At 36.3% G+C, this 23,538-nt stretch carries 18 protein-coding genes; 4 read left to right on the top strand and 14 right to left on the bottom strand.

Features of this window, described 5'->3' with window-relative positions; translation table 11 throughout:
* Positions 1–3: 3 nt before the first annotated feature.
* The 3 genes from H4J39_RS15330 to prsR are packed head-to-tail and all read left to right on the top strand — an operon-like array spanning position 4 to position 6,515.
* Positions 4–3,054 carry an efflux RND transporter permease subunit gene (locus tag H4J39_RS15330; RefSeq protein WP_182229263.1) on the top strand — a complete coding sequence of 1,017 codons (3,051 nt, stop codon included), beginning with the start codon at positions 4–6 and terminating at the stop codon, positions 3,052–3,054.
* A 27-nt stretch (positions 3,055–3,081) separates the two neighbouring features.
* Positions 3,082–5,118 (top strand): XrtA/PEP-CTERM system histidine kinase PrsK, encoded by a 2,037-nt coding sequence (prsK, locus tag H4J39_RS15335; RefSeq protein WP_182229264.1) that lies wholly within the window; start codon positions 3,082–3,084, stop codon positions 5,116–5,118.
* 44 nt (positions 5,119–5,162) lie between these two features.
* Complete coding sequence (prsR, locus tag H4J39_RS15340; RefSeq protein WP_182229265.1) at positions 5,163–6,515, top strand: PEP-CTERM-box response regulator transcription factor; 1,353 nt, start codon at positions 5,163–5,165, stop codon at positions 6,513–6,515.
* Positions 6,516–6,588: 73 nt separating this feature from the next.
* Here the strand turns inward: prsR and H4J39_RS15345 are convergent, their stop codons facing one another.
* The 5 genes from H4J39_RS15345 to H4J39_RS15365 form a co-directional block, all read right to left on the bottom strand.
* Positions 6,589–7,659, bottom strand: a complete 1,071-nt coding sequence (locus tag H4J39_RS15345) for an XrtA/PEP-CTERM system-associated ATPase (protein WP_182229266.1) — start codon at positions 7,657–7,659, stop codon at positions 6,589–6,591.
* A gap of 4 nt (positions 7,660–7,663) precedes the next feature.
* Positions 7,664–9,262, bottom strand: a complete 1,599-nt coding sequence (locus H4J39_RS15350) for a TIGR03016 family PEP-CTERM system-associated outer membrane protein (RefSeq protein ID WP_182229267.1) — start codon at positions 9,260–9,262, stop codon at positions 7,664–7,666.
* Positions 9,228–10,091 (bottom strand): XrtA-associated tyrosine autokinase, encoded by an 864-nt coding sequence (locus tag H4J39_RS15355; protein WP_182229268.1) that lies wholly within the window; start codon positions 10,089–10,091, stop codon positions 9,228–9,230. The genes H4J39_RS15350 and H4J39_RS15355 overlap by 35 nt, the downstream gene beginning before the upstream one ends.
* Positions 10,088–11,686: an XrtA system polysaccharide chain length determinant gene (locus H4J39_RS15360; RefSeq protein WP_182229269.1), complete on the bottom strand. Its 1,599-nt coding sequence runs from the start codon at positions 11,684–11,686 to the stop codon at positions 10,088–10,090. Before H4J39_RS15360 ends, H4J39_RS15355 begins: the two co-directional genes overlap by 4 nt.
* A 63-nt stretch (positions 11,687–11,749) precedes the next feature.
* A complete protein-coding gene (locus H4J39_RS15365; protein ID WP_182229270.1) occupies positions 11,750–12,385 on the bottom strand; it encodes an XrtA/PEP-CTERM system exopolysaccharide export protein in 636 nt (211 codons plus the stop codon).
* Positions 12,386–12,611: 226 nt separating this feature from the next.
* On the opposite strand from H4J39_RS15365, the gene H4J39_RS15370 reads away from it, so the two are divergent.
* The gene (locus H4J39_RS15370) at positions 12,612–14,015 is read left to right on the top strand and encodes a TIGR03013 family XrtA/PEP-CTERM system glycosyltransferase (RefSeq protein ID WP_182229271.1); all 1,404 of its coding nucleotides are present in this window, start codon (positions 12,612–12,614) and stop codon (positions 14,013–14,015) included.
* Between the two features lie 181 nt (positions 14,016–14,196).
* Here H4J39_RS15370 and H4J39_RS15375 read toward each other — a convergent pair whose 3' ends face one another.
* The 9 genes from H4J39_RS15375 to H4J39_RS19355 all read right to left on the bottom strand — a co-directional run bounded on the left by H4J39_RS15375 (position 14,197) and on the right by H4J39_RS19355 (position 23,506).
* Positions 14,197–15,183 (bottom strand): polysaccharide deacetylase family protein, encoded by a 987-nt coding sequence (locus H4J39_RS15375; protein WP_182229272.1) that lies wholly within the window; start codon positions 15,181–15,183, stop codon positions 14,197–14,199.
* Positions 15,183–16,346 carry a hypothetical protein gene (locus tag H4J39_RS15380; RefSeq protein ID WP_310649764.1) on the bottom strand — a complete coding sequence of 388 codons (1,164 nt, stop codon included), beginning with the start codon at positions 16,344–16,346 and terminating at the stop codon, positions 15,183–15,185. The genes H4J39_RS15375 and H4J39_RS15380 overlap by 1 nt, the downstream gene beginning before the upstream one ends.
* Positions 16,346–17,518 (bottom strand): glycosyltransferase family 2 protein, encoded by a 1,173-nt coding sequence (locus tag H4J39_RS15385; protein WP_182229273.1) that lies wholly within the window; start codon positions 17,516–17,518, stop codon positions 16,346–16,348. Before H4J39_RS15385 ends, H4J39_RS15380 begins: the two co-directional genes overlap by 1 nt.
* Complete coding sequence (locus H4J39_RS15390) at positions 17,518–18,042, bottom strand: serine O-acetyltransferase (RefSeq protein WP_182229274.1); 525 nt, start codon at positions 18,040–18,042, stop codon at positions 17,518–17,520. The genes H4J39_RS15385 and H4J39_RS15390 overlap by 1 nt, the downstream gene beginning before the upstream one ends.
* 2 nt (positions 18,043–18,044) lie before the next feature.
* Positions 18,045–19,247: a glycosyltransferase family 4 protein gene (locus tag H4J39_RS15395; RefSeq protein ID WP_182229275.1), complete on the bottom strand. Its 1,203-nt coding sequence runs from the start codon at positions 19,245–19,247 to the stop codon at positions 18,045–18,047.
* Positions 19,247–19,885, bottom strand: a complete 639-nt coding sequence (locus H4J39_RS15400) for a polysaccharide deacetylase family protein (protein ID WP_182229276.1) — start codon at positions 19,883–19,885, stop codon at positions 19,247–19,249. Before H4J39_RS15400 ends, H4J39_RS15395 begins: the two co-directional genes overlap by 1 nt.
* Positions 19,886–19,973: 88 nt before the next feature.
* Positions 19,974–21,095, bottom strand: coding sequence for a glycosyltransferase (locus H4J39_RS15405; RefSeq protein ID WP_310649765.1), 1,122 nt, complete (start codon positions 21,093–21,095; stop codon positions 19,974–19,976).
* Positions 21,085–22,425, bottom strand: coding sequence for a phenylacetate--CoA ligase family protein (locus tag H4J39_RS15410; RefSeq protein WP_182229277.1), 1,341 nt, complete (start codon positions 22,423–22,425; stop codon positions 21,085–21,087). The genes H4J39_RS15405 and H4J39_RS15410 overlap by 11 nt, the downstream gene beginning before the upstream one ends.
* Positions 22,426–22,429: 4 nt before the next feature.
* On the bottom strand, positions 22,430–23,506 hold the full coding sequence (locus tag H4J39_RS19355; protein ID WP_404842696.1) for an acyltransferase family protein: 1,077 nt from the start codon (positions 23,504–23,506) through the stop codon (positions 22,430–22,432).
* Positions 23,507–23,538: the final 32 nt, after the last annotated feature.

The following is a 23,538-nucleotide window of genomic DNA, read 5'->3' on the forward strand; positions in this document are numbered from 1 at the left end:
ACTATGCTTTTACCTAAACTCGCCATAAAGAACGCCCAATTTACTTTGACGATAGTCGTATTATTGGTGCTAGTCGGTATTGTTTCTTATTTTCAAATGCCACGCTCAGAAGACCCTCAATTTGACATGCCTATTACGTTAATTGAAGTGATTTACCCTGGAGCCTCGCCAACAGACATTGAAACTTTAGTGGTTAACCCACTTGAAGAAGAGTTTTCAGATATTGAAAATATTCAGAAAATTGAATCTCAAGTAAAAAATGGTGGTGCTCGCATTGAAATTACTTTTCTCTACGGTACAGACCCTGAGGCTTCTTATAACAAAGTAAAACAAGCGGTTTCAACGGTAAAACCTACCTTACCTGAAGGCGTTCACGACTTACTTGTGTTAAAAGCCACGCCTACGAGTGTTGCTATTATGCAACTTGCACTTTGGAGTGAGCCTACAGACTATAAATCAATGGAGTTTTACGCTAAGCAGTTAGAAAAGCGTCTGGAAGCGATTAACGATGTTCGCAAAGCCGATGTTTGGGGATACCCTCAGCAAATTGTCGCAATTGACGTAAATTTAGCGCTGTTAAAACATTACGGCTTATCGGTTACCGATATTAATTTTATTTTGCAAGGACGCGCAAAAAATATTACACCCGGTTACGTTGATGCAAGTTCAAGGCGCTTTAATGTAAAAGCCAGTGGTAACTTTGAACAGTTGGCTCAATTAGGTGAAACCGTTATTCGTTCTGATGACAGCTTTGTCTTGCGTTTAAAAGATGTCGCTACTGTTGAATTTTCAGGATTAGAACCTAACTATTTAGCTTATTATGATAATAAACCCGTTATATTTCTTACGATAGAGCAACGACCTAATACGAATATTTTTGGTTTAACTGAAAGTATTGATAATGAAATTTCGCGCTTTACAGAAAGTTTACCCAGCAACATAAAAGTTGATGTTTTATTCAAGCAAGCAGACAGTGTTGAATTGAGAGTAAACGGCTTTTTTGACAACCTTTGGCAAGGTCTTGTCTTGGTTGGTTTGCTGTCTTTGGTGTTTTTAGGATTGCGTGAATCTTTAGTTGTCATTGCTGTTATCCCATTGTCGTTTTTAGTCGCTATTGGTTGGTTAGATTTTAGTGGCTTTGGCTTACAACAAATGTCAATTGTTGGGTTGATTATCGCATTAGGTTTGCTTGTTGATAATGCCATAGTGGTTACTGAAAGCATTCACCGAGAGAAAAAAACAGCAGTGAATCTGGCCGAAGCCGCAGCATCAGGTACCGCAAAAGTTGGTTGGGCAATAACCAGTGGAACAGTCACTACAATGTTAGCGTTTTTACCCATGCTAATGTTAGCAAGTAATACCGGTGACTTTGTTCGTTCAATGCCGGTTACGGTTGTTTTAGTCTTGTTAGCTTCTCTATTAATTGCGCTTACATTAACGCCATTATTAGCAAGTCGATTTTTTGCCAAGAATACAGCACCAAGTAAGTCAAAAATAAAAACACTACAGCATTACGTCAATATCTTTGCAGAGCGTGTTTATGCAAAATGGCTTGCTCGACTCATACTTTCTCGCTGGATCGTTATCGCCATCGCAGTACTTTGTTTGGTCGGCATGTTGTCATTGTTTGGCAAAGTAGGCGTCAGTCTGTTTCCTAAAGCAGAAAAGCCGATGATCATGCTTGATGTTGAAACACCACCAAACTCATCGCTAGCTTTTACCGATCAAGTTATGCAACAAATGACTGAGGTCATTGAAAAAAATGCGTTAGTCGATAAAGTTGCTTTAAATGTCGGTAATGCAAACCCTCGTATTTACTATAATCAAATACCTAAACGAGGTGTGGCAACATACGGTCAGGTGATTGTGGTTTTGCATGAATACGATGCAGAAAGAGTCTCTCGTTTTGTTACCGAGCTTCGTGAGGAGTTTGGGCAATGGCAACAAGCTAAAATTACCGTCAGTGAATTTACTCAAGGTCCGGTCACCGATTTACCCATTAGTGTACGATTAATGGGCGAGTCACTTACCGACCTAGAACAGGTTGCTAACGACCTTTCAACGATGATGGCAAGTACTGAAGGCATTATTAATATTGATAACCCTATCGGAATTGCTAATACAGAGCTATTGCTTGATATAAATTATGAAAAAGCAGGTTTAACTAATATCGATATTAATACGCTCGATACAACTCTGCAGACAATCCTTTCTGGTACCGCAGTCGGTCGTTTTAACGATGATAACGGTGAAAATTATCCTATTGTTGTTCGCCGTAAAAATCCTGATATCGACGGCTTAGAAGATATTAATGTTACTAACCGTTTAGGCGAAGCTATTCCACTCAATCAATTTATTACCACCAAATTGCAAAAAGGCCGTACTGAGTTTTACCATTATCAAAAGTTACGCATGGCGAAGGTTTCTGCCGATGTTGATAAAAGTCATACGGTGAGTGAAATGACCACAAAGGTTATTAACTATTTAGCACAATATAAAATGCCCAAGGGCGTTAGCTATACATTAGGGGGTGAAGAAGAATCAAGACAAGAGAATTTTTCGGGCCTTGCGCAAATAATGTTAGTTACGGCGATTGGTATTTTTGCGGTACTGGTATTACAGTTTAAGTCATTTTTACAGCCATTAATTATATTTACTTCTATCCCTTTTGCGATAGCGGGTTCAGTAATAGGTCTCTATATTACCGGGCAGTCATTCTCGATGATGGCGTTTATCGGCTTAATTAGTTTGTTCGGTATTGTGGTGAATAACGCCATCATATTGATCGATACAACGAACCGTAATATGGCTGAATCAAATAATTTACAGCAAGCAATACTCGATGCAAGTGCCACCCGCTTTACGCCAATATTATTAACAACGTTAACAACCATTGGTGGCTTATTGCCATTAACACTTTTTGGTGGCGGTTTATGGCAACCGCTAGGTACGGTTATTATTTCTGGGTTATGTGTGTCAGCGATTGCTAGTTTTTTACTGGTACCGGTATTAACGCAAATATTTACTAAAGAAAAAGTACAACAAAACAATTAAACAAAAACTCAATAAGAAGTTTATATTATGGACTCATTAGGACTCTTCGGTTATTCGTTAGCTAGCGCCGCTTATTTTGTTTTTGCATTACTTATTTTTGCAGCGCGCAACAATACAACTCTTGCTCGCTGGGTGCTAATTTCTACGCTGGTAACGGTTATTGCAAATGTTGTGGCAGCATTGCAAATCAAACTCGGTTTTAGTTTGCAGTGGGCAATGTTTGCTGATGCTTTTAAAATAGCCTGTTGGTCGTTATTAATTGTACTTTGCAATACAGAACATCGCTCCTTTAAAGCTATTATCGCTAATTATTATATTCGTCAATACGTGAGTATTTGGGGGATGTTAATGTTGGTGTGTTGGTTAACCAGCTCTCTACTCAACTATTCTTACGAATATATATTTCTCCTTTTTATTGTGCTCAATTTATGGAGCTTAGTACTGCTTGAACAACTTTATCGCAGTGCAAATTCGCAAGTGCGTTGGGCTATTTGGCCTATGGTTATTGCGTTGGCGAGTGTGGCTATTTTTGACTTCATTTTATATGCGCAAGCGACCATGGTTGATGGTGTCGATTTTAATTTTTGGTTCAGCCGAGGCTATATTTCTCTAATAATTGTTCCGTTATTGCTCATCAGCACACGTCGAATTCGTAATGGCTCTGTGCGCATTTTTGTGTCTCGACATGTGGTTTTTTATAGCTCGATGTTGATGATTGCGGGTATTTATTTACTGGTTATGGCACTGGCAGGTTATGTCATTAATTACATCGGTGGTGAGTGGGGAAGTGTCGTTAGTATTGGTTTTCTAATGCTTGGTAGCTTGGTGCTTGTCGCTTTATTGATCACAGAATCTTTACGCCGAAAACTAAAGGTATTTATCGCGAAAAACTTTTTTGCCAATAAGTACGAATACCGAGATGAATGGTTAAATTTAATTGGCAAAATAGAAACCACTAACGCAGAAAGCTATTATCAAATGGCGACACAAATTATGATGTCTAAAGTTGATGCTCATGGCGGCGCTATTCTAAAAAAAGTGACTGATCAACGATTTAGCGTGCAATACTGTGAGAATATTACTTTTGATGATTCTTTCAATGACCAACTAATCCAATGCAGCACTTTTTGTCAGCAGCAAGGTTGGATCATTGATATTGACGAATATAAGCATACCCCAACTATTTATCCTAACCTGTCGTTAAATTTACCGCTAATTGATGCAAATAATATAAGAATTGTTGTACCTATTTTTATTGGTAAAGCTTTTTATGGCATGTTCTTTTTAGCAGGTAAAAACGAAGTTAAGCAATTAAATTGGGAAGACAGAGATTTACTTTTTGCGATATCAAAACAACTAGGAAACTTTATATCCTTACATGAAGCTAACGATAAACTCGCCGAATCGAAACAATTTGACGCTTTTAATCGTATGTCCGCTTTTTTAGTACATGATTTGAAAAATGTGCAAGCACAGTTAGCCTTAATCAGCACTAACGCTAAAAAGCACCGTGATAACCCAGAGTTTATTGCTGATGTTTTTGAAACGGTTGAGTCAGCCACTGAGCGCTTATCAAAAGTTTTATCGCAATTACGCAATAAACAAATGGCGCAGTCTGAAAGCCAGTTAGTTGATATGGCAAAGTTGATTAGCAGTGTAGTAGAGCAGCGAAATATTAGTTTACCGCTTGTGACATTTGAAAAAATTAATAGCTGTGAAATGGCCATTCATAGCGAAACATTTCATTCAGTACTCAACCACTTGATACAAAATGCACAAGAAGCGACAAATAAGCAAGGTTGGGTTAAAGTACAGCTTACTCAGCAAGACAACCATATAGGAATAAAAATTTCAGATAACGGTTGTGGTATGTCGAAGCATTTTATTAATAACCGACTGTTTAAGCCTTTTGATACCACCAAAGGTAATGCGGGTATGGGTATTGGTGTTTTTGAAGCGAAGCAGTTTATTGAGGGTATTGCAGGGCTTATTAAGGTTGAAAGTATTGAAGGGAAAGGGACTACATTTATTATTGACCTACCCATAAACCCTGTTTATGAGTGAATTATTGAAAGCTAACGTTGTGATAAGAAAAGGGTTTTAGCAGTATGGAAAAGTTACTGATCATTGATGATGATAAAGGAATACAAAAACAACTCAAATGGAGCTTATCAGATTATGAAGCTGTATTAGCTTCAGACCGCGATAGTGCTATTGCGGCAGTACGTCGCCATGAACCCAAGGTTGTCACGCTTGATTTAGGCTTGCCGCCTGATGAAGCTAATGCTACTGAAGGTTTAGCGGCACTTCAAGAAATTCTAACGATAGCGCCTCATACAAAAGTTATTGTTATTACTGGCAATGACGATCGCACAAATGCATTAAAAGCGATTTCAGCGGGGGCATACGACTTTTACCAAAAACCGATAGACCCTGACGTTATCAATGTCATCATTGCGCGCGCCTTTAGTGTCGCCGCTATCGAAGAAGAAAATCGAAAATTGCGCGAAGTTGCGGGTAGCGATATTGGCATTATCGGTAACAGTGAAGCGATTGACCGTTTACGCATGATGGTCAAACGTATTGCGCCAACACAAATAACAGCATTACTGTTAGGGGAAAGCGGTACCGGTAAAGAAGTTACCGCTAATGCTGTTCATATTGCCAGCGACCGCAGTAAAAAGCCTTTTGTTGCGATTAATTGTGCCTCAATTCCTGAAAATCTATTAGAAAGTGAGTTATTTGGTTTCGAAAAAGGTGCCTTCACAGGAGCACACCGTGCAACCAAAGGAAAAATAGAATGTGCAGAAGGTGGCACTTTATTTTTAGATGAAATTGGAGACATGCCCTTTAGTTTACAAGCAAAACTATTACGATTTCTCCAAGAAAAAACGATTGAGCGCCTTGGTGGACGACAAGAAATCAATGTAGATGTTCGAGTGGTTTGTGCAACCAATCAAAACTTAGAACAAATGGTTAAAGATAAAACTTTCCGTGAAGACTTATTTTACCGCGTTAGTGAAATCACCTTAAATATTCCACCTTTACGCGACCGAGATGAAGATGTATTGATACTTGCCCAGTATTTTTTACAGATGTACGCACTTGAGTATAAACGTAATGTAAAAAGCTTTTCAGAAGACGGTTTAAGTGCAATTAAAGCGCATAAGTGGCCAGGTAATATTCGTGAACTTCAGAACAAAGTTAAAAGTTCGGTAATTATGACTACAGGTACACAAGTAACGGCGTTTGACTTAGGCTTTTTTGACCACACTAATACTGAATTTGAATTATCTTTGAACTTACGTTCTGTACGTGAAAAAGCTGAATCACTCGCTATTCAAAAAGCTTATGCGCTAGCCGAAGGAAATATGTCAAAAGCAGCAGAATTACTCGGTGTAACTCGACCTACTTTATATTCATTAATTGAAAAATATGGTCTAACCATTAATGAAACTTAGGGTGTTGGCAGGTAAGTAGAAAATACGTAGAAGGTTTTGGCCGTAGCAAAACCTTCTATTTTACTTAAATTTATTAACCTTTATCTTGTTCAGTACCTTTGTTAGCCGTTAAGTCGATATTAGCTTCTGCATACAAACGGCTTTTTTGCTTAAGCAGTTTATCAACATAGCGAGCCATTTTAATTTTTTGCTTAATTGATGACTCTAATATATCTTCGACTTCTCTTAATATTTCTTTCATGTTTTCAACATTCTCAGTTGAATTTACAATAAGTTGCGCGTTTGCTTGGGTGGGTTCGTTACTCATTAATTGAGTTTTGTGCAGTGAACCTGTTAGCTCTACCTGCATTTCTAGGGCAACTTCATTAATAGCATCAACATCAATACAGGTTAGCTCTTCTAAAAAGCCGAAGAGTAATAAGCGGTCAACAAAAATATTGATTTTTCTGGGCACACCTAAGGTTTTTTCATGAATAATAGCGAAGCCATCATCCGAAAAAAGAGTTTCTTTATTACAACCCGCTTGATGTAATCTATGGTTAATATACTCTTTTACTTCTTCACTTGTCAGTGGCTTTAAATGTGCTGAAGCAATAATACGTTGACGAAATTGCTCCATATTAGGCGCTTGAATAATATCTTTAAGTTCTTCTTGTCCGAGAAGAAAGCTTTGTATCAATGGCTTATTATCAAGTTGAAAGTTAGATAACATGCGAAGTTCTTCAACCGTTTCTATTGGTAAATTTTGTGCTTCATCAACAATCAACAAAGCGCGCTTACCTTGGCGATTCAAATCAATAAGAAACTGTTCAATTGACTGTAATAGCTCAGCTTTACTTTTACCTTTAACCGAAATTTTAAATTCAAAGGCAACAAGTTCAAGTAATTCTTGCGGGTCAAGTTTTGTGGTAACAAGTTGAGCGGCAATAATTGAATCGTCAGCAATATTATTAAGCAGGTTACGAGCGATGGTCGTTTTACCCGTACCAATAGGACCCGTTACTACGATAAAACCTTCACCTTGGTCTAAACCATATTGTAAATAAGACATCGCTCTTTGGTGATTACTTGATGCGAAAAAGAAACGTGGATCGGGACTTAACTGAAAAGGACGTTCTTTAAAACCATAATAATTTTCGTACATACTGCTAAAAACCTTTACTGAAATTGAAGTAGACTCTGTCTTCCTCATAATTGAACGATTGGGTAGTTGAACTACGGTTAAGGTGACTTACACCTAATTTAATGGAGAGTTTACTGTTTAGCGATTTGTCGTATTCAAGGCTATAACGTCGGTAGCGATCTTGGCGTTCATTATCTTGTCCAAGTAAAAAATGGGTATCGGTATATTCAAGGGCTAGCTTTATATTTGATTTACCACTGACTTTACGTTTAACTGAAAATGAGGCACCTTGATCTTCATTTTCAACACGTGTATTTAAATTTTCACGGGTTAAGCTAGAGATTGAAATATTGAAGGTAGTTCGTGGCAATGCTAATTCCGACAACCACTTCAATTCTTTGTTTAATGATAAACCAATATCTTCGACCAAAACAAAGTCAGTTAAATTTACCAACTGATAATCGTCAACATTAATATTATCATCATTGTTAACAAAACAGGCCGACGCGTCAGAAATCGCACTTTCAGGACACAAGAATGTACCTAAAGCAACGCTTTCATAATTATTACGAGTAAATGTTCTAACCTCTTCAACATAAGTAATGCTATTGGTTAAACGCTTGTTCTTATGAGTGAAATCAAGGCCATAACTTTCACCATAAAATCGCTGACCATAATCAACTTTTAATTTTGTTCTTTGAGTAGGCTCCCAGAGAATGCTGGCTGCTGTATAGTCTTCTTGTTCATTACCGTCGAGATCTAATTGAGTACCTGTAGGTGTATTATAAGAGAGGTCTAGCACTAGCCTAGGGGTTATTAGCCAACGTAAACCACCACCGTAAGAGTCTGATTCAAGTAATGAACTGTTATTAGCAAGATCACCTTCATTGGTTTCATCATAGTAACGTAGAAAAGGAGTAATATTGTAGTTGGTAATCAAGCCTACTTTCACTTCACCTTTAAATAGCTGGCCGTCTCGACCTTGATTACTATAGTCAGCATACTCAGCTGTTCCATCCCAGTAAATATTACGGGCAGAAGAGCCATTATTCGTCATAAAGTTGGCCGCATAACCTTCTCGCTCGCCTATGCCGTCTTGTGTTTTAGTTGTTTGGTATAGAATGCCAGTATTTATAATGAAAGCACTATTGTTAACTGAATAGGCTAAACCACCGGAATAATTCTCAACTCGAGTGGTATCACCAGAAACAATATCAGCAAGTGCATTACGGGAAGAGTTTCTTGTTTGATTCGTTATCGTAGCACTCGTCATAAATACTAAGCCTTTAGGCCCTAACTTTAGGCGTAAAGAGCTGTCTAAGGTATGAAAGTCATCATCGGTATCATGGTCATGGCTGTATAGAGCATAGATACTTTTTGAATCAAAGTTGAAGGTTAATTTCTTTGATGAAAAGAGTGTACTTAACTCAAGACCTGGCTGGCTGACCAAACTTGATGTTTTATCATTACTCGTCAAATTAACATTATCTGAATAGGTTTCATCAAGAATTAGCTGTGGCTGAAATTGCCATTCCCCTGCAGATATACTTGCAGATAAAATGGCAAATATTGCTGTGGCTAATACTTTTTTATTTAGTGCCGTATCCATAACCGTAATAGCCATACATATCCTTGTGAGATCTGATTGCTTTATTTAACACTAAACCTAGTGCTAAATCTTCATTGAGATTTTCTGTTGCTTTTTCAATGTCAGCTAACAGTGTTTTTGATTCTTCAACCACCACTAAAGCTTGGCCCATTAAGTTCGCTAAGACTAAAGTTTCAGTAACACCAATTAAAGGAGGACAATCAAAAATGACAATTCTGTCTGGGTATCGCTCTGCTAATTCTTTAGCTAAAGACTCCATTCGGTCACTGGCTAATAGCTCATTAGAAAGATGATGTGGTTCGCCAGCAGGAATAACTTTAAGCTTATCAATATTGGTGCTGTACATTATTTCTGAAATGTCGTTTTTTTGACCCAGTAAATATTCAATCAAACCAGGAACCTGTTTAAAACCTAATTCTCTATTTATGCTTGGGCGCAAAACATCAGCATCAATCAATAGTACCGTTTTATCTTGCTCTAAAGCGATACTTAACGCGAGGTTGATTGAAATAAAGGTTTTACCTTCATTAGGTTTAGAGCTGCTCACCATCACCAAGTTACTATTGTTGAGCGTTTTAGCACTAGCCCCGAAAGCATTATTTAATAGTTTACGTTTAATTTGACGAAACTCATCTTTAATGCTTTTTCTTGTGCCGTTATCAATGAGAAAACCCCGGTTTTCAAGATCTTGTTTATCGAGTATCAAAACCTCATTATTACCGTAGTTTTCTGCAGCTTTGTTTATTTTGGGCGATGTATCAACAATGATCTCTTCGGTAACCGACGATGCATTTTGTTGTTGAGCCATTTTTTGCTTTGCGAGTGCTTTCTCTATAGTACTCATAAATTAAAAATCCTATGTATTGGCGCCTGTATTGCGTCTGGAAATAGCGAATAGGCAATGAAAAAGCCTAATATTAAAATCAACAAGCTATTAGATACAAAAAATAGAATCGTTTTACGTTTGTCTTTACTTTGTAGACCTAAATTTTCAGTAGCTGAAACAATACCAAAGATAGGAATGCCGGTTGCGCGAGCAACTTGGCTACTTGAAGTCACAACAGGGTTTATTTGACTGAATAAAAAAGATAACCCCAAACCAACGCCAACGCCTAAAAAGGTAACAACCACATAAAACAGGAATCGTTTGGGACCCGCGGGTTGTAAAGGTGCACGAGGAGGGTCAATAACCTTGAAATTTATTTTACTAGTCGTTTCATTAGCAGACTGACCTATTTGTGCTTTTTCTTTACGTTCCAGCAAGTCTTCATATTGCTTTTTAGTAATATCATAACCACGATTGAGCGCCACTAATTCGGCTTCAATTTCAGGCAAAGTATGAATTTTGTTTTCCAGTTCTTTAACCGTATTTCTGTAGTTATTGGCTCTTACTTCCATTGAAGCAACTTGACCTTCAAGCTGATTAACTTGAATTTGAATATCTTGAATTACGGGGTTTTGGCTAATTGGCGCATACTCACTACCCGCGTCATTACTGTTTGACAAGTACTGTTCTATCTCAGCTTCTCTTTTTTTCGATAAATGCTCCAGACGTCGTTGAACTTCTCGCACATCAGGGTGCTGCTCTGTATATCTAAGCTGTAATGTATCTAATTGCCCTTGAAGTTCAGCAATACGATCGTCATAGGTGGTTTTAACACTGTTTGAATCAACAATATTATTTTGCTGAGCAGATTCAGCAGTAGACGATTGGTTTAGTTTAGATTTTGAACTCTCTAATTGGGTTTTTGTTTCCAATAAAACCAACTCAATAGTCTTTAATTGCTCTTTAGCATTATTAAGTTTGTCGTAATAGCCACCGTATTGATTAGGAAGTACTTCACTGTATTTTTGTTTAAAATTAGTTAAGCGTGCTTCGTCTTTTAATAAACGGTTTTCGTATTCATTAATTTGGCTATCAAGGAACTTTTGCGCGGAATCTGAATCTTTACGATTTTCGCCTCGCGTCGTTTCAATAAATACCGTTATTACTGATTGCACAACATCGCGTGCCATTACAGGGTCTTTATCAGAGAAAGAGATATTGAAAATGTTCTGTCTTCTACCACCAGTTTTTTTAATGGATATACCGGTTGTTAAGCGCTCAATTAAATCATTAAATTCTTGTGGCGTATTCGCTTGAACATCTAAATCAGTCATTCTAGCAATGCGCTCTAAGTTAGGGCGGTTTAATAATGTTTTTACCATTAAGCTTATTTGTTCATCAGGATTAGATTCAACCGTCATTCCCTTTAATAAAGGGCCTAAAATCGATTGAGTATCTGCAAATACACGTGCTTCTGACTCATAAGTATCTTGAAGTTGTGAAACTGCAAACCAACCCATAGGGCAAATAAGCCATGTGGCGACCATAAGGTAACGGCGTTTTATCCAGATACCTTTTAAATAATCTAAAATTTGTTCGAGTACTTCTTGCATTCCTGACCTCTAAATACAGGCGATTAATAAAATAGGTGATTGTTATTTAGTAGCAACTAAAAACTAAAACCAAGTTTCAGGGATAACAATAATATCACCTGGCAAAACATCAACGTTTGCACCTATTTCGCCATTTTTAATTAAATCTTCGATATAAATTTCATATTGTTTTTGTAGGCCATTTTCAATTCTTACTAATACGGCATCATTTCCGTCTGCAAATTCAGTTAACCCACCCACTTGAATCATCACATCAAGTAGCGTCATCTGCTGAGTATAATTAATTGATTTAGGTTCAGCGGCTTCACCAATAACACGAATCTGCTCACTAAACGGACCAACAAAGTTATTAACCGTTACCGTAACAACCGGTTCTCTTAAATAAGTGGCCAAAATTTCTTCAATGGTGCGGGCAAGCTCGGTAGGCGTTTTTCCAGAGACAGGAATGTCTTCAACTAAAGAGGTGGTAATCATACCATCGGGGCGCACGACAAATGTGCCTGAAACCTCAGGGTTACGCCATACGAATATATTAACTACATCTCCGGCACCAATTAAGTATTTGTAAGAAGCAACATCAACGGTATTTGATTGATGTATGGTTGCTGGCGGCAAAGTTAATGCACTACAACCCGAAATAACATAAGCCAAAATTAATAGCGTGGCCGTTTTTAGTTTAGCGAACATATTTTTTTCCATGGTTATAACCTTCTCTATACGTCGAATTTATTAAATTAGTACTAAGCTATATGATTGTATGTGATTTTTACAGCTCTTGCACAACATTTAATAAGTGTAAATCAGTTGTAATTCTTGTTATTATCTCAGGCGCTTAAGTTTATTGGGATTTTAAGCGTTTCGCATTGAAAATCATAAACGAGCAAGTGTTAGTGTTGTTAATCGTAAAAGGGAATAATTAATAAATATGTCTAGCCCAAAATTTCGAGATTTATCCTCTGGTAGTAAATCTTTAGTTATTATCGAGATGATTTTTTTTGCAGGTTCATTATTATTAACTGTCTATTTAAATAGCTTGTTTTTGTTTGTTGAACATCAAGATATTCCTCATGATTTACTGATGATTTGTGCCGTCGTTTTTGCACTTATTGTACAGTTATCTTTATTAGCTTTGGGTTTATACAACTCTAAACTCCGTGAAAATTATCGCGGTATTGTCAGGCGTTTGCTGGTTTCAGTGGCGATTGGCTTTTTCATTGCCACGTTAATTAATCCATTATATGGCCAACATGCCTTAAAAATTGAATTACTTGCTCTTGCTGCATTGTTCAGTCTCATTATTGATAGTGCGTTTCGTTATATAACGCTTAAAGTCGACTTTTTTGGTTTTAGTAAGCGTGTCGTCTTAGTACTTGGCGCAGGAGACCGAGCCTCTATCATTGAAAAACGTATGCGTCGAGATGTCGACAGACAAGGGTTTTACATGCACGGCTTTGTTATTATGCCGGGTGATACCGAAACAGGTATCGTTAATGAAAACCGTATTGCATTAGAGGGTTCTCTGGTTAATTATGCGTTAGAGCATGGTATAGACGAAATAGTTGTGGCGAGCGACGAACGTCGTGATAATTTACCGGTTGATGAACTTTTTGCCTGTAAAATACGTGGCGTAGAAGTTACCGAAATACTCGACTTTATAGAACGAGAAACAGGCCAAATAGCGGTAAACCTTATTTATCCAAGTTGGGTTATCTATTCAAATGGTTTTGCTTCAGGTAACCATTTACGTAATACCTTAGATTGGGTATTCAATGCGGGTATCGCCATTGCTCTAATATTGGTTACTTGGCCCGTTATGCTGATCACCGCACTACTTATTAAATTAGACGAAGGCATGAAAGCTCCTATTTTTTATCTTCAAGAGCGAGTTGGTCTTGACGGCCAAGCGTTCAATATTTATAAATTTAGAAGTATGCGTATCGACGCCGAAAAACATGGCGCCCAAATGGCCTCTGAAAACGATGATCGCACAACAACGATTGGTAAATTTATTCGTAAATACCGTGTAGATGAATTACCACAAATTTTAAATGTTATTCGTGGCGATATGGGTTTTGTTGGCCCGCGTCCAGAACGTCCTGAATTTGTTCAGCAGCTTATTAAAAACCTACCTTACTACAACGAACGTCATAATGTTAAGCCAGGCTTAACAGGCTGGGCACAATTAAAGTACCCTTATGGTTCAACAGAAGAAGATTCATTAGAGAAGCTTAAATATGACTTGTATTATATTAAGCACCGTAGCTTTATGTTGGACTTATTAATTTTAATTAGAACCGTTGAAATTGTTTTGTTTGGTAAAGGTCGTTAATTAATATTTACATACAGAGAGCTTGAAATATCTTTAAGAATGCAGTCATCATGGCTTTGTTGCAGTGTTTCGTTACAAAGCTACTATTACACAAGTTTATTGTTCTTAAACGAGCTATAGAGGCATACTAAGCTTATCATCTAATATAATCTTTAAATCGTGCTTGAAATTCAATCTTTATTTATAGTTTTGGAGCACTTAAGCAATGTTCCATAAACCTAGTTTCCTTGAACGAATCTGAAATTGATAATCTTGCTAGTTGATATTTATTGTGTACTAAATGTTGATTTAGATAATAGCGAAACGAGAATGCTACTTCATAACCTTGTTGCTCTATTTCATTAAACATTTCTTTATTATATGTTGTCTTATTCCCTACAGGGTAAGAGATAGAAACAATCTTTTTAGTTAACTTCGCTTCTAATAATTCTTTTGCGTAACGCAGCTCATATGATAACTCTGACTGACTTAAACTTGACAAAATACGATGTGAATGGGAGTGTGCGCCAATAGTCATGCCTGCTAACTCCATTTCAAGAAGTTGTGCCCATGTCATAAATTCATTTTCCCCCTGCGATAATGTTAAACCAGTAACTGTTCGTAGTTCAATTAATTGTTCCTCAATGGTTTGTGAGGAAGATTTACATTGACTCAGCACTTTTTTAATATTGTTTATACAGTTTAACTTATCTAAATAGACAGATTTTTGCCACGAAGACAGTTGTATTGTCTTTTTAGAACAATTCCTAATGTGCCACGCGATTTCATCCCACCAAGGAGTGATATTAGATTCAATTAAACTAGTTGCCACAAAAAAAGTTGCAGGTATATTGTGCGATCTTAAAATTGGAAAAGCTAATACGTAATTATCTATGTAACCGTCATCGAAAGTTATATGAGCAAATCTATTATTGGGAGAAACACCACTTTCAATCATTTTTATGAGGGTGTCTTGATCAATTATTTTAAAATTATTTTTAATAAATATTAAATATTTCTCAAAATCTTCTTCAGTGCAAGAAAACACACCGGGGTCATAAAGGCAGTTGTTTACATCACCAATTCTATGAAAATTAAAACAATAAACACCATTTTTTCTATTCTTCCATAAAATTGATGTCAAACCAAAATAACGGCTAATTCGCATTTTTATTTTATTTATTATCATTATTTTTTAGCAATAAAGCTAGGTTTGGGCAATATATAGTCACGAAATTGGTGAGGGCTTCCTGTTTCATTTGCCTCAGCGGCTTTGATCATATTATACATTTCTCTGCTGTTTACATAATGAAGTTGGTGTGCATCACCATCGTTATATTTAGCTTCTAAATACGTAAACATATCGTCAACAGGTTGTCCTAGTAAAACATCCATATCTCTTTCTTGAGTACCATGTGTATGAACCTTGATGAATATCCAATCGGGCTTTCCTTTCACATGAACATTAGCATCTACCCATAAATCGACGCGATCGTTTGTGGGTTCCATGCCTTTTCGAATATCTGAATTTTCAATTTGTGGGAAAATACCTTTTTTAAGTTTTTTCCAATTAAGCATTAATGGTCCATTAACCATCATTAAGTCACCCCAAGGGCTCCCTCCCACTTCAACGTTAATACCCGTGTTGTGAGATTTAGGCTTTAGGGGATCATCTTTTGCGTAGTAAATGCTATTAATTGTTTTGGGTTGTGTAGCATGTGGTGCTGATGGATAGGTAAAGTCGGCATAACAGCCAGTTTCTTTTAGAACAATTAATTCATCATTAACACCACAAAGTTTACCGTTATGGCCAGAGTTGTCTAAAGTCCAATTACCATGGATAAATCCATACATTAACTGGTTTGTTTCTGGGTGATGAGATAAAGCGCCATGATCATTATGAAGAACATGACAAAACTGAGTAATTGAAGCACGTAAGTTCTCTGAAGTATCATCATCATGATGCAAATGTACCTCTATTTCACCGAAACCATCACGACACATTTTCGCTATTTTGTCTAAATGCTCTACACGATATTCTTCTTCAGGGTAAAAGAAGGTATGTTGAGGATGAACGCCGTTTGCATCAATGTGTTTATTTGCCATTGCTGGATAATCTTTACACCAACGGTCTACACGACTTCGTTCTACATCAATATCATTTGGCTTTCCCCATTGTGGTTCATAGTGATCAACAAATGAAAAAATAATATGTTTCGTATTCGTGCTTTCAGATTTAGATTTACTCATCCGTTGTTTAATATATTCAGGGATCCACTCCAACATGTTTTTCTTTTTTAAAATAAGAAAAAAACCTAAAAAACCTAAAGTTAGTAATAATAATATAGACACTAGCGAGTAGTCCTTTGCCATGTTCCTTGTACATTGGAACTGAAATATTTGATGAACCCACGCATTAAAGCAAAGTTCATCGCAACGAAAAAAGCGACCAGTGCAACTAAACTGGATATTTTTTTGTTATTTGATTGACGTTTTATTCCGTAAAACGCAATTAAATAAAATAAAACTTGCCCTAAAAAAGTTACTTGATAAAACGTTTGTTCAAGTAGCGCAATATTACTAAGGAAAGTTAATAACATAAAGTGAGGAACGAACCAGCGACATACCTTATGGCTAATGTAAGCAATAAATCGCCAGCCTAGTAAGGGGTTGAGTGCCCAAGGCATTTTAAATAATGCTTGGTAATTTCCTAGACCGATTCGAATCCTTCTCCCTTCTTCTTCTTTTAGATTTGGCGCAATTTCTTCAATAGCAATTGCTTCAGGGTCATAAACTAAACGAAAACCTTGTTTAGCTATGTTCATGGCTATTTGAAAGTCATCAACGATGGTATTAGCAGGCAAAGGAATAAAAAGCGATTTTCTAATAGCATAAATAGCACCGTTAGCACCTTGTAATGCATTTAATCGTGATTCATGAAATTTTAATATTTGTTCGTAACGCCAATAGACATTATCTTTGTTGTCACCTGAATCACCATCAACAAGATGCAACTCCCCGCAAACAGCACCAATTTTTTCATTATTAAAATGCCGAGTTAATTGTTGAATTACATCTTTTTTAAAATGAGTGTTGGCATCTGAAAATATAATAAAGTCGTCTTTCGCATGCTCAACTAGTTCATTTAGTACACTCATTTTTCCACGATTTTCTTGAAAAATGTGTACCTGTAAATTATTTACGTTAAATTGAGAAAGTATTGCCGCGGTATTATCATTACTACCATCTGAGCCAATTAAAAAAGTTAATTTATCTGCGGGATAATCTAACGTAAGTAAATTTTCTACTCTCGATTTAATACAGGATTCCTCATTGTAGGCCGCAATAATAATGGATACAGCGGGCAAGTCTTCTCTGTCAATAATACGGCGTTGGCGTCTGCGCCAGAGGTATTTTGTGTCACTAAAAGCTTGTTTGATACCACTGAAAAAGAATAAGCATAACGGGTAAACGAAATAACTATAAATTATTAACGCTATACTGGTCCAAAACAATACTACCATTAACTTGTTACTCCACAGGTTTTCTTTTTATAAGGCTTAGCTGGAATACCCAGCATAGTAGCACCCTTTTCAGCGTTTTTAGTTAAAACAGCATTTGCGCCAATTTTTACATTATCCGCGACAGTAAGAGAGCCTATAATTTTTGCTCCGGAGCCGACAAAAATATTATTCTCTAAGATTGGCGATTGACCTTTTTCGTCACCAATGACAACGCCGCTTTCTAAGGTAATATTCATGCCTCCGACTACTTTAGAATTTATTACAATTCCAACTGGGTGCATAATAACAAAACCTGCAGAAAAATTGGCACCACTTCCAATAATGCAACCGTTCATAAATTTGTTAAGCCATTGAAAAAAATAAGCTATTAAGCCAAGGTGGTGGCTCGCACACCATCTCATACAACGGTAAATTACATTAGCACTTGTACCGTCAGCCATGCATATCCTTAGCATACTAACTTGGGCGCCATCTTCAGCGAAAATTTGCTGTTTTCTTTTTAAATCTGCGGTGATGTTACGCATCGTTATATTTTATCTCTAATTAAAAGTGATAATAGCTGTTCAGCGTTATGTTTCCATTGTCGTTCTTTTTCTATATAAGCACGTGCATTTAAGCCAACTTGAATGTGAGCATTTTTATCATTAGCAATAGTAAGTACTTTTTCAATACAGGCTTCTTTATCACCGGCAGGAAATAACCAACTTGTTTCGTTATCGGTCACTACTTCGGCAATTGGTGAAAAATCAGGGGCAACCATACCTTTACCCATCGCCATAAATTCAAATAATTTCATCGGCGAACCGTAGTCGTTTGAGTCTGGCAATATACCAAAATCCATGGCGGATAAGTAAGAAGACACTTTAGCGTGTTCTACTTTTCCTGGCATTATCACCTGAGATTCAACGCCAGCGTTGGTAACTCGAGCTTTTATTGGCTCAAAAGCAACACCGTCACCGACTAATAATAAAACCAAATTAGGATTATCAGCTAAACGTTCACAAATTAAATCCACAAACCAGTCAATACCATGCCAATGAACAAAAGCACCCACATAGCCAAGCACAAGTTTGTCTTCAATGCCTAACGACTTTTTTAGCTCAATGCCAGCTTGCTCGTTAATAATAAATTTATCTAAATCGGCGGCATTGGGTGAAACAACACAAGGTGCTATTCGGCCATAAGCTTGTTCAGCGACTTCTTTGAAGCGGCTTGAAATAAAGACTAAACCTGTTGCGTTTTGAAAAATCCATCGTTCTATTTTTCTTGCTAAAGTTCTAAATGTTAAAGCCCTTACACGCTCTACCTGGCATGAGTCATTAATTTCTAAAATAATAGGAATATTGTGACGTTTTGCCCACCATACGCTGATGAACATAAACAACGAATAGCGCTCATAAACCAAGTTAATTTTATTTTCTCGAACGGATTTTCTAAGCCTAAATACTGCAATTATATTGAAAGCTAATTCGAACATTTCAAAAACAAATTCAGGTACATGTTTAGTGATATCAGAAAGCCAAGAGAAGCTGCTTTTTTTAGGTGTTTCACTGTTTTTATTGATATGTACTGTTGGTTCTTGAAATTGGTCTTCAACTTCAGGTTCAGCACCTGGAAGTGATAATATAGTGACGTTATTCCCCAGTTGTGTTAAACCTTTCACTACACCGCGAATATGAACACCTTCGGCACCTCGGCCTCTTGTTCTATGATGAAATAGAATATTCACTATTTTTTATTCTCCAATGCTTTAAAGTTGAACCCTTGAGATTGCCAGTGAGGTATTAAAGTTCTAAGTGACTCAATACAACGAGGGTCATCATCATGAAATAGTACAATATCGCCTGACTTTAAGGGATTATCAACTAATCGCTTAGTAATTATATCGGGTGACTCTTTGCGGAAATCCATAGAATCGCGACTCCAGTGGACTGCCGTCATTTTCATACGAAATAAAGCGCCTAATAACTTAAGATCCCATCTTCCTTGTGGAGCACGAAATAAAGTACACCTTTGTAAAGTTAACTGCTTAAGTAGCTCATTGGTCGACATAATTTCCGTTATTTTTTTATCTAGCGATATTTTATGAAACGGCGGGTGGTTATAGGTATGATTGGCTAATGTATGTCCACGATGGTGTATATCTTTAATTATTTCAGGGTGAGCTTCGGCACACTTTCCCATAATAAAAAAGGTAGCCTTTACCTGAAACTCATCAAGTACATTAAGTAAATCTGTGGTTATGCCTTTTACCGGACCGTCATCAAAGGTTAAATAAAGAGTATTAGATTTTTTAGCTCGGTCGATTAAAAATAAACTATCAGGCAATAGCTTTGATCTAATGAAGTACCTAAGCTTATTGAACATTACGTTTAAACCGTCGAAAAATAAAAGAGTTATAATAGGTATTGTAACAGTAATTACCTTTTTGCCAATATAACTTTATTGTTCAAATTCAATTTTTTGATAGTAAGCCAAGTAGTTGTTGTTTATTGGTTTCCCAGGTAAATTTTTGACTATGTTGTTTGATTTTATCTTCACTCCACTCTTGGGCTAAAATGTGTGTTAGGCCATTAGCAACAGCATCTTCGCATTTTGGTGTAATTAATGTACCACAAATGCTCTCATCAACAATTTCTGGAATACCGCCTACCTTGGTAGCTAAAATGGTGGTGCCGCACGCCATTGCTTCTAGAACAACATTAGGAACACCTTCGTTATAGCTAGGCAAAGCTAATATTTTTGCGCATGAGATAAGTTCAGGCAGGGCATTGTGCTCAACACTACCCAATAAAGAAACCTTAGCTGAAATATTGAATTTTTCTGCACAAGAAATGATGTTATTTTTCTCAGCGCCATCACCGGCAAAAATTAAATGCAGTTCAGGATGTTGATGGCTGATTTTAGCAAAACCCCTTACTAGCTCTAAAACACCTTTGTCATGCTTGAGATTACCAACAAATAAAACATAGCTATTAACGGGAGCAGGATATATTTTAGCCCCAAATTTACTATGATCAACACCATTATAGATCACAGAAATCTTACTCTCATTAATACCCAAGCTTACCATTTCTTGTGATAACGCTTTAGAAACACAAAGAATACCATCTGCATGAATGCTAGCTTTAACGATTTGTTTGGCTCTCGCTGGAATTTTACCGTGTAAGTTAATGTCGCTACCATGGACTTTAAAAAAGAATTTAGTACGAAATAGTTTACTTAACCAACTCGCGGCAACCGCGTCAGGAAAAGCCCAGCTCGCAAAAATGATCTGTATATTTTGTTTTTTTAGCCAAAACCCTGAATGGAGTAATAAGGATAAAAACATCGAAACACTATAAAATCGACGTCCCAACTTAGGTAAGTAAAAGTAGGGGGCATATCGCACATTGGTATTGTTAGTGATTTGTTTCATGTGCTTAAACCAATCAGGAAAAGCTATCGGTACGAGTATCGAAACATCATAATCATCTTTTAACAGTTCAAACTGCTGCTTATTAAATGTTGCTCTATTTTGCTGCCAAGGTAAGGGATAAAGGTTGGTTATGATAACCATTTTTTTATTATATTTCACAAATAGTTACCCTATGTTTCCCTGCTGCTGTAAGGGGAATTTCATCAACAAAATGAAAATTTAACTGTAAACTCATTTTACTATATTTATTTATTTCTTCGCGGATATTTTGTTTATCGTCTTCAGTAAACTGGTCGTTAGTAATAATAAAAATATCGAGTGCATTTATCACGGTTTGTTTAATCTGAAATTTAATGATGCCTTTATATTCTTTAAATAAATGCGGGAAAAGCTCACCTGGGATACTGCCTCCAGTAGGTGTTTTAATAATATCCAATTTTCTGCCATCAACACTTTTCATTATGGGTAGGGGATTACCACATGGGCAAGGCTCTTCAACTAATGTGGCTCGATCTCCATTAACATAACGGATCAGTGGAAATCCGTAATTATGTAAATCAGTAATGAGTAAATCACCACTTTCATTCTTAACGGTGTCAAACTCTTCATTCACTGTTTCTACGACAAGATGATCACAATTAATATGTAAACTCTTGTGCTCTCGACATTCTGCTGACATCAACATAAATTCACGACAGCCAAAAGTATCATAAACGGAACAGTTAAAAGCTTGTTCAATGACTTCACGTTGAAATTGATGTAAAGGCTCAGCCCCAGTTAGCATCGTTTTAGGTTGATGAACTTTTATTTTATGGTCAATAATATAACGGGCTAATTCATATAAAGGATTAACATACGAAACAAACGCTATAGGTTTATAGCTATTAATACTATCAATATAATCGACCATGTTTTGTTTATTCATTTCAAATGAATTCAACATTTTACGGTTGTAGAATCCATGGTATAGTGCATTTTTAATCGTTTTAAAACGAGATGGCTGGCCTAAATCGGCGCCCCACAAGTATAAAGTTTTCTGTCCCAGCCCTGCGCCTAACCAACCATAGCCACGCCACATAACGGCTTCACGCCTAGTGTTACTTTCTAAATCTAATTCAAAATGAAAAGGTTGACCGGTTGAGCCGCCGGTCGATTTTTTAATATTGTTGGCATGTTTTGTTGAAATGAAATCTTGATAATGATTTCTAATATCATCTTTAGTTACCACAGGGAGTTTTTCAAAATCAGCTAAAGATTGGATATCATCAATATCAGTAATGCCTGCTGCTGCCCAAGCGTCTTTATAGTAGCTAGTATTGTTATAAGCATGATGTAATAACGATTTCAATTGTTGTAACTGATAAGCTTGTAACTGCTCTTTTGACCAGGTTAATCTTGATTCATAAGCATCTAAAAAATGTAGTAGATTTTTACATCTAATTTTTTCATAGGCAGGCATTATGAAGTTTCTAAAAATATTCGAGTACATCTTATTAAATCCTTTGTTTTTTATATTTACCGTTAAATAATAAATTAAATAAAGGTTGTTTACTTATTATCTTATTGTGAATGATTATGGTTATAAAAAGGGTTGCGGTTAATAAAAAAAACATACCTGTAATCGGAGCTAAATTTAACTTTATAGCTAGTGAACCTATCAAGGCTACAATGAGATGGTGAAATAAATAGACCGTATATGAAGCATTAGATAATTGTGACCATATTTTTGAACGTTTATTTGCAAATAGGTAAAAAAATCTAAAAATACAAGAAGCTATAGTCCACGCCAATAAAGTATCTGCGTAAACTTGCATAATATTGTTGAACGATGGATTGTTTAATATTGGATAAAACTTCAAGCTGACACTAATGATTAAACAGAAAAAAAGAGTTGTTTTATCGATTAAAGTAAACTTATGCAGTAGTTCTTTTGATGAAAAAAGAAATATGCCGAAAATAAAGTAAGGCAAGTACGACAATAGTTTGTAAATAGTAATAATATTATACAGATCGCTGTAAAGAGAAACTCCTAAACTATTTGTTGCAATAATTGCAATAGATAGAAATGGAAGAGTCAACAGTAGAATTAATGTGGGAGTACGACAAATTAATTTTGCAATACGATTTACTAAATTATAAGAATCTTTTTGAGTGTTAGGGATTAATATTGCGGCTAAAATAAAATAAAATAATAAGTTTAAGAGAAACCATAAATGGGAAACCCACTCACCAGAAGATAAATATCTGATAAGTGAAAATTCACTTTGTGAAAATAAATAAAACTGTAATAAATTGAGAGTAAATACTGTTGTAAATAAAGGTAATAAGATCCGTTGACATTTATTAAGTAAAAATGACGTAAGACCTTTTCTCGATAGAATCATTAAACAAAAAAAACCTGAAATAATAAAAAAAGTAGGCATTCTGAATAATATAATATTGTCTATCAATATTTTAAATATAGGGTGCGTATCGTCGCTTGTTACTAGCCAACTTTTATTTGGATTATAAACTTGAGATGAGTGTATCAATATTCCCAACATCATCAAGATGCTACGCATCGAGTCCATGTAGTAATATCGCTTTTCTGTATTCAACAAAA

The sequence above is a fragment of the Colwellia sp. Bg11-12 genome, from assembly GCF_014076955.1.
GTDB lineage: Bacteria > Pseudomonadota > Gammaproteobacteria > Enterobacterales > Alteromonadaceae > Colwellia_A.

Coding starts and splice junctions, on each gene's coding strand:
- H4J39_RS15385 (WP_182229273.1), bottom strand. CDS start 17,518: ATGGTAGTATTGTTTTGGACCAGTATAGCGTTAATAATTTATAGTTAT.
- H4J39_RS15330 (WP_182229263.1), top strand. CDS start 4: ATGCTTTTACCTAAACTCGCCATAAAGAACGCCCAATTTACTTTGACG.
- H4J39_RS15390 (WP_182229274.1), bottom strand. CDS start 18,042: ATGCGTAACATCACCGCAGATTTAAAAAGAAAACAGCAAATTTTCGCT.
- H4J39_RS15345 (WP_182229266.1), bottom strand. CDS start 7,659: ATGTACGAAAATTATTATGGTTTTAAAGAACGTCCTTTTCAGTTAAGT.
- H4J39_RS15355 (WP_182229268.1), bottom strand. CDS start 10,091: ATGAGTACTATAGAGAAAGCACTCGCAAAGCAAAAAATGGCTCAACAA.
- H4J39_RS19355 (WP_404842696.1), bottom strand. CDS start 23,506: ATGGACTCGATGCGTAGCATCTTGATGATGTTGGGAATATTGATACAC.
- H4J39_RS15360 (WP_182229269.1), bottom strand. CDS start 11,686: ATGCAAGAAGTACTCGAACAAATTTTAGATTATTTAAAAGGTATCTGG.
- H4J39_RS15410 (WP_182229277.1), bottom strand. CDS start 22,425: ATGTACTCGAATATTTTTAGAAACTTCATAATGCCTGCCTATGAAAAA.
- H4J39_RS15375 (WP_182229272.1), bottom strand. CDS start 15,183: ATGATAATAAATAAAATAAAAATGCGAATTAGCCGTTATTTTGGTTTG.
- H4J39_RS15350 (WP_182229267.1), bottom strand. CDS start 9,262: ATGGCTATTACGGTTATGGATACGGCACTAAATAAAAAAGTATTAGCC.
- H4J39_RS15365 (WP_182229270.1), bottom strand. CDS start 12,385: ATGGAAAAAAATATGTTCGCTAAACTAAAAACGGCCACGCTATTAATT.
- prsK (WP_182229264.1), top strand. CDS start 3,082: ATGGACTCATTAGGACTCTTCGGTTATTCGTTAGCTAGCGCCGCTTAT.
- H4J39_RS15400 (WP_182229276.1), bottom strand. CDS start 19,885: ATGTTCAATAAGCTTAGGTACTTCATTAGATCAAAGCTATTGCCTGAT.
- prsR (WP_182229265.1), top strand. CDS start 5,163: ATGGAAAAGTTACTGATCATTGATGATGATAAAGGAATACAAAAACAA.
- H4J39_RS15370 (WP_182229271.1), top strand. CDS start 12,612: ATGTCTAGCCCAAAATTTCGAGATTTATCCTCTGGTAGTAAATCTTTA.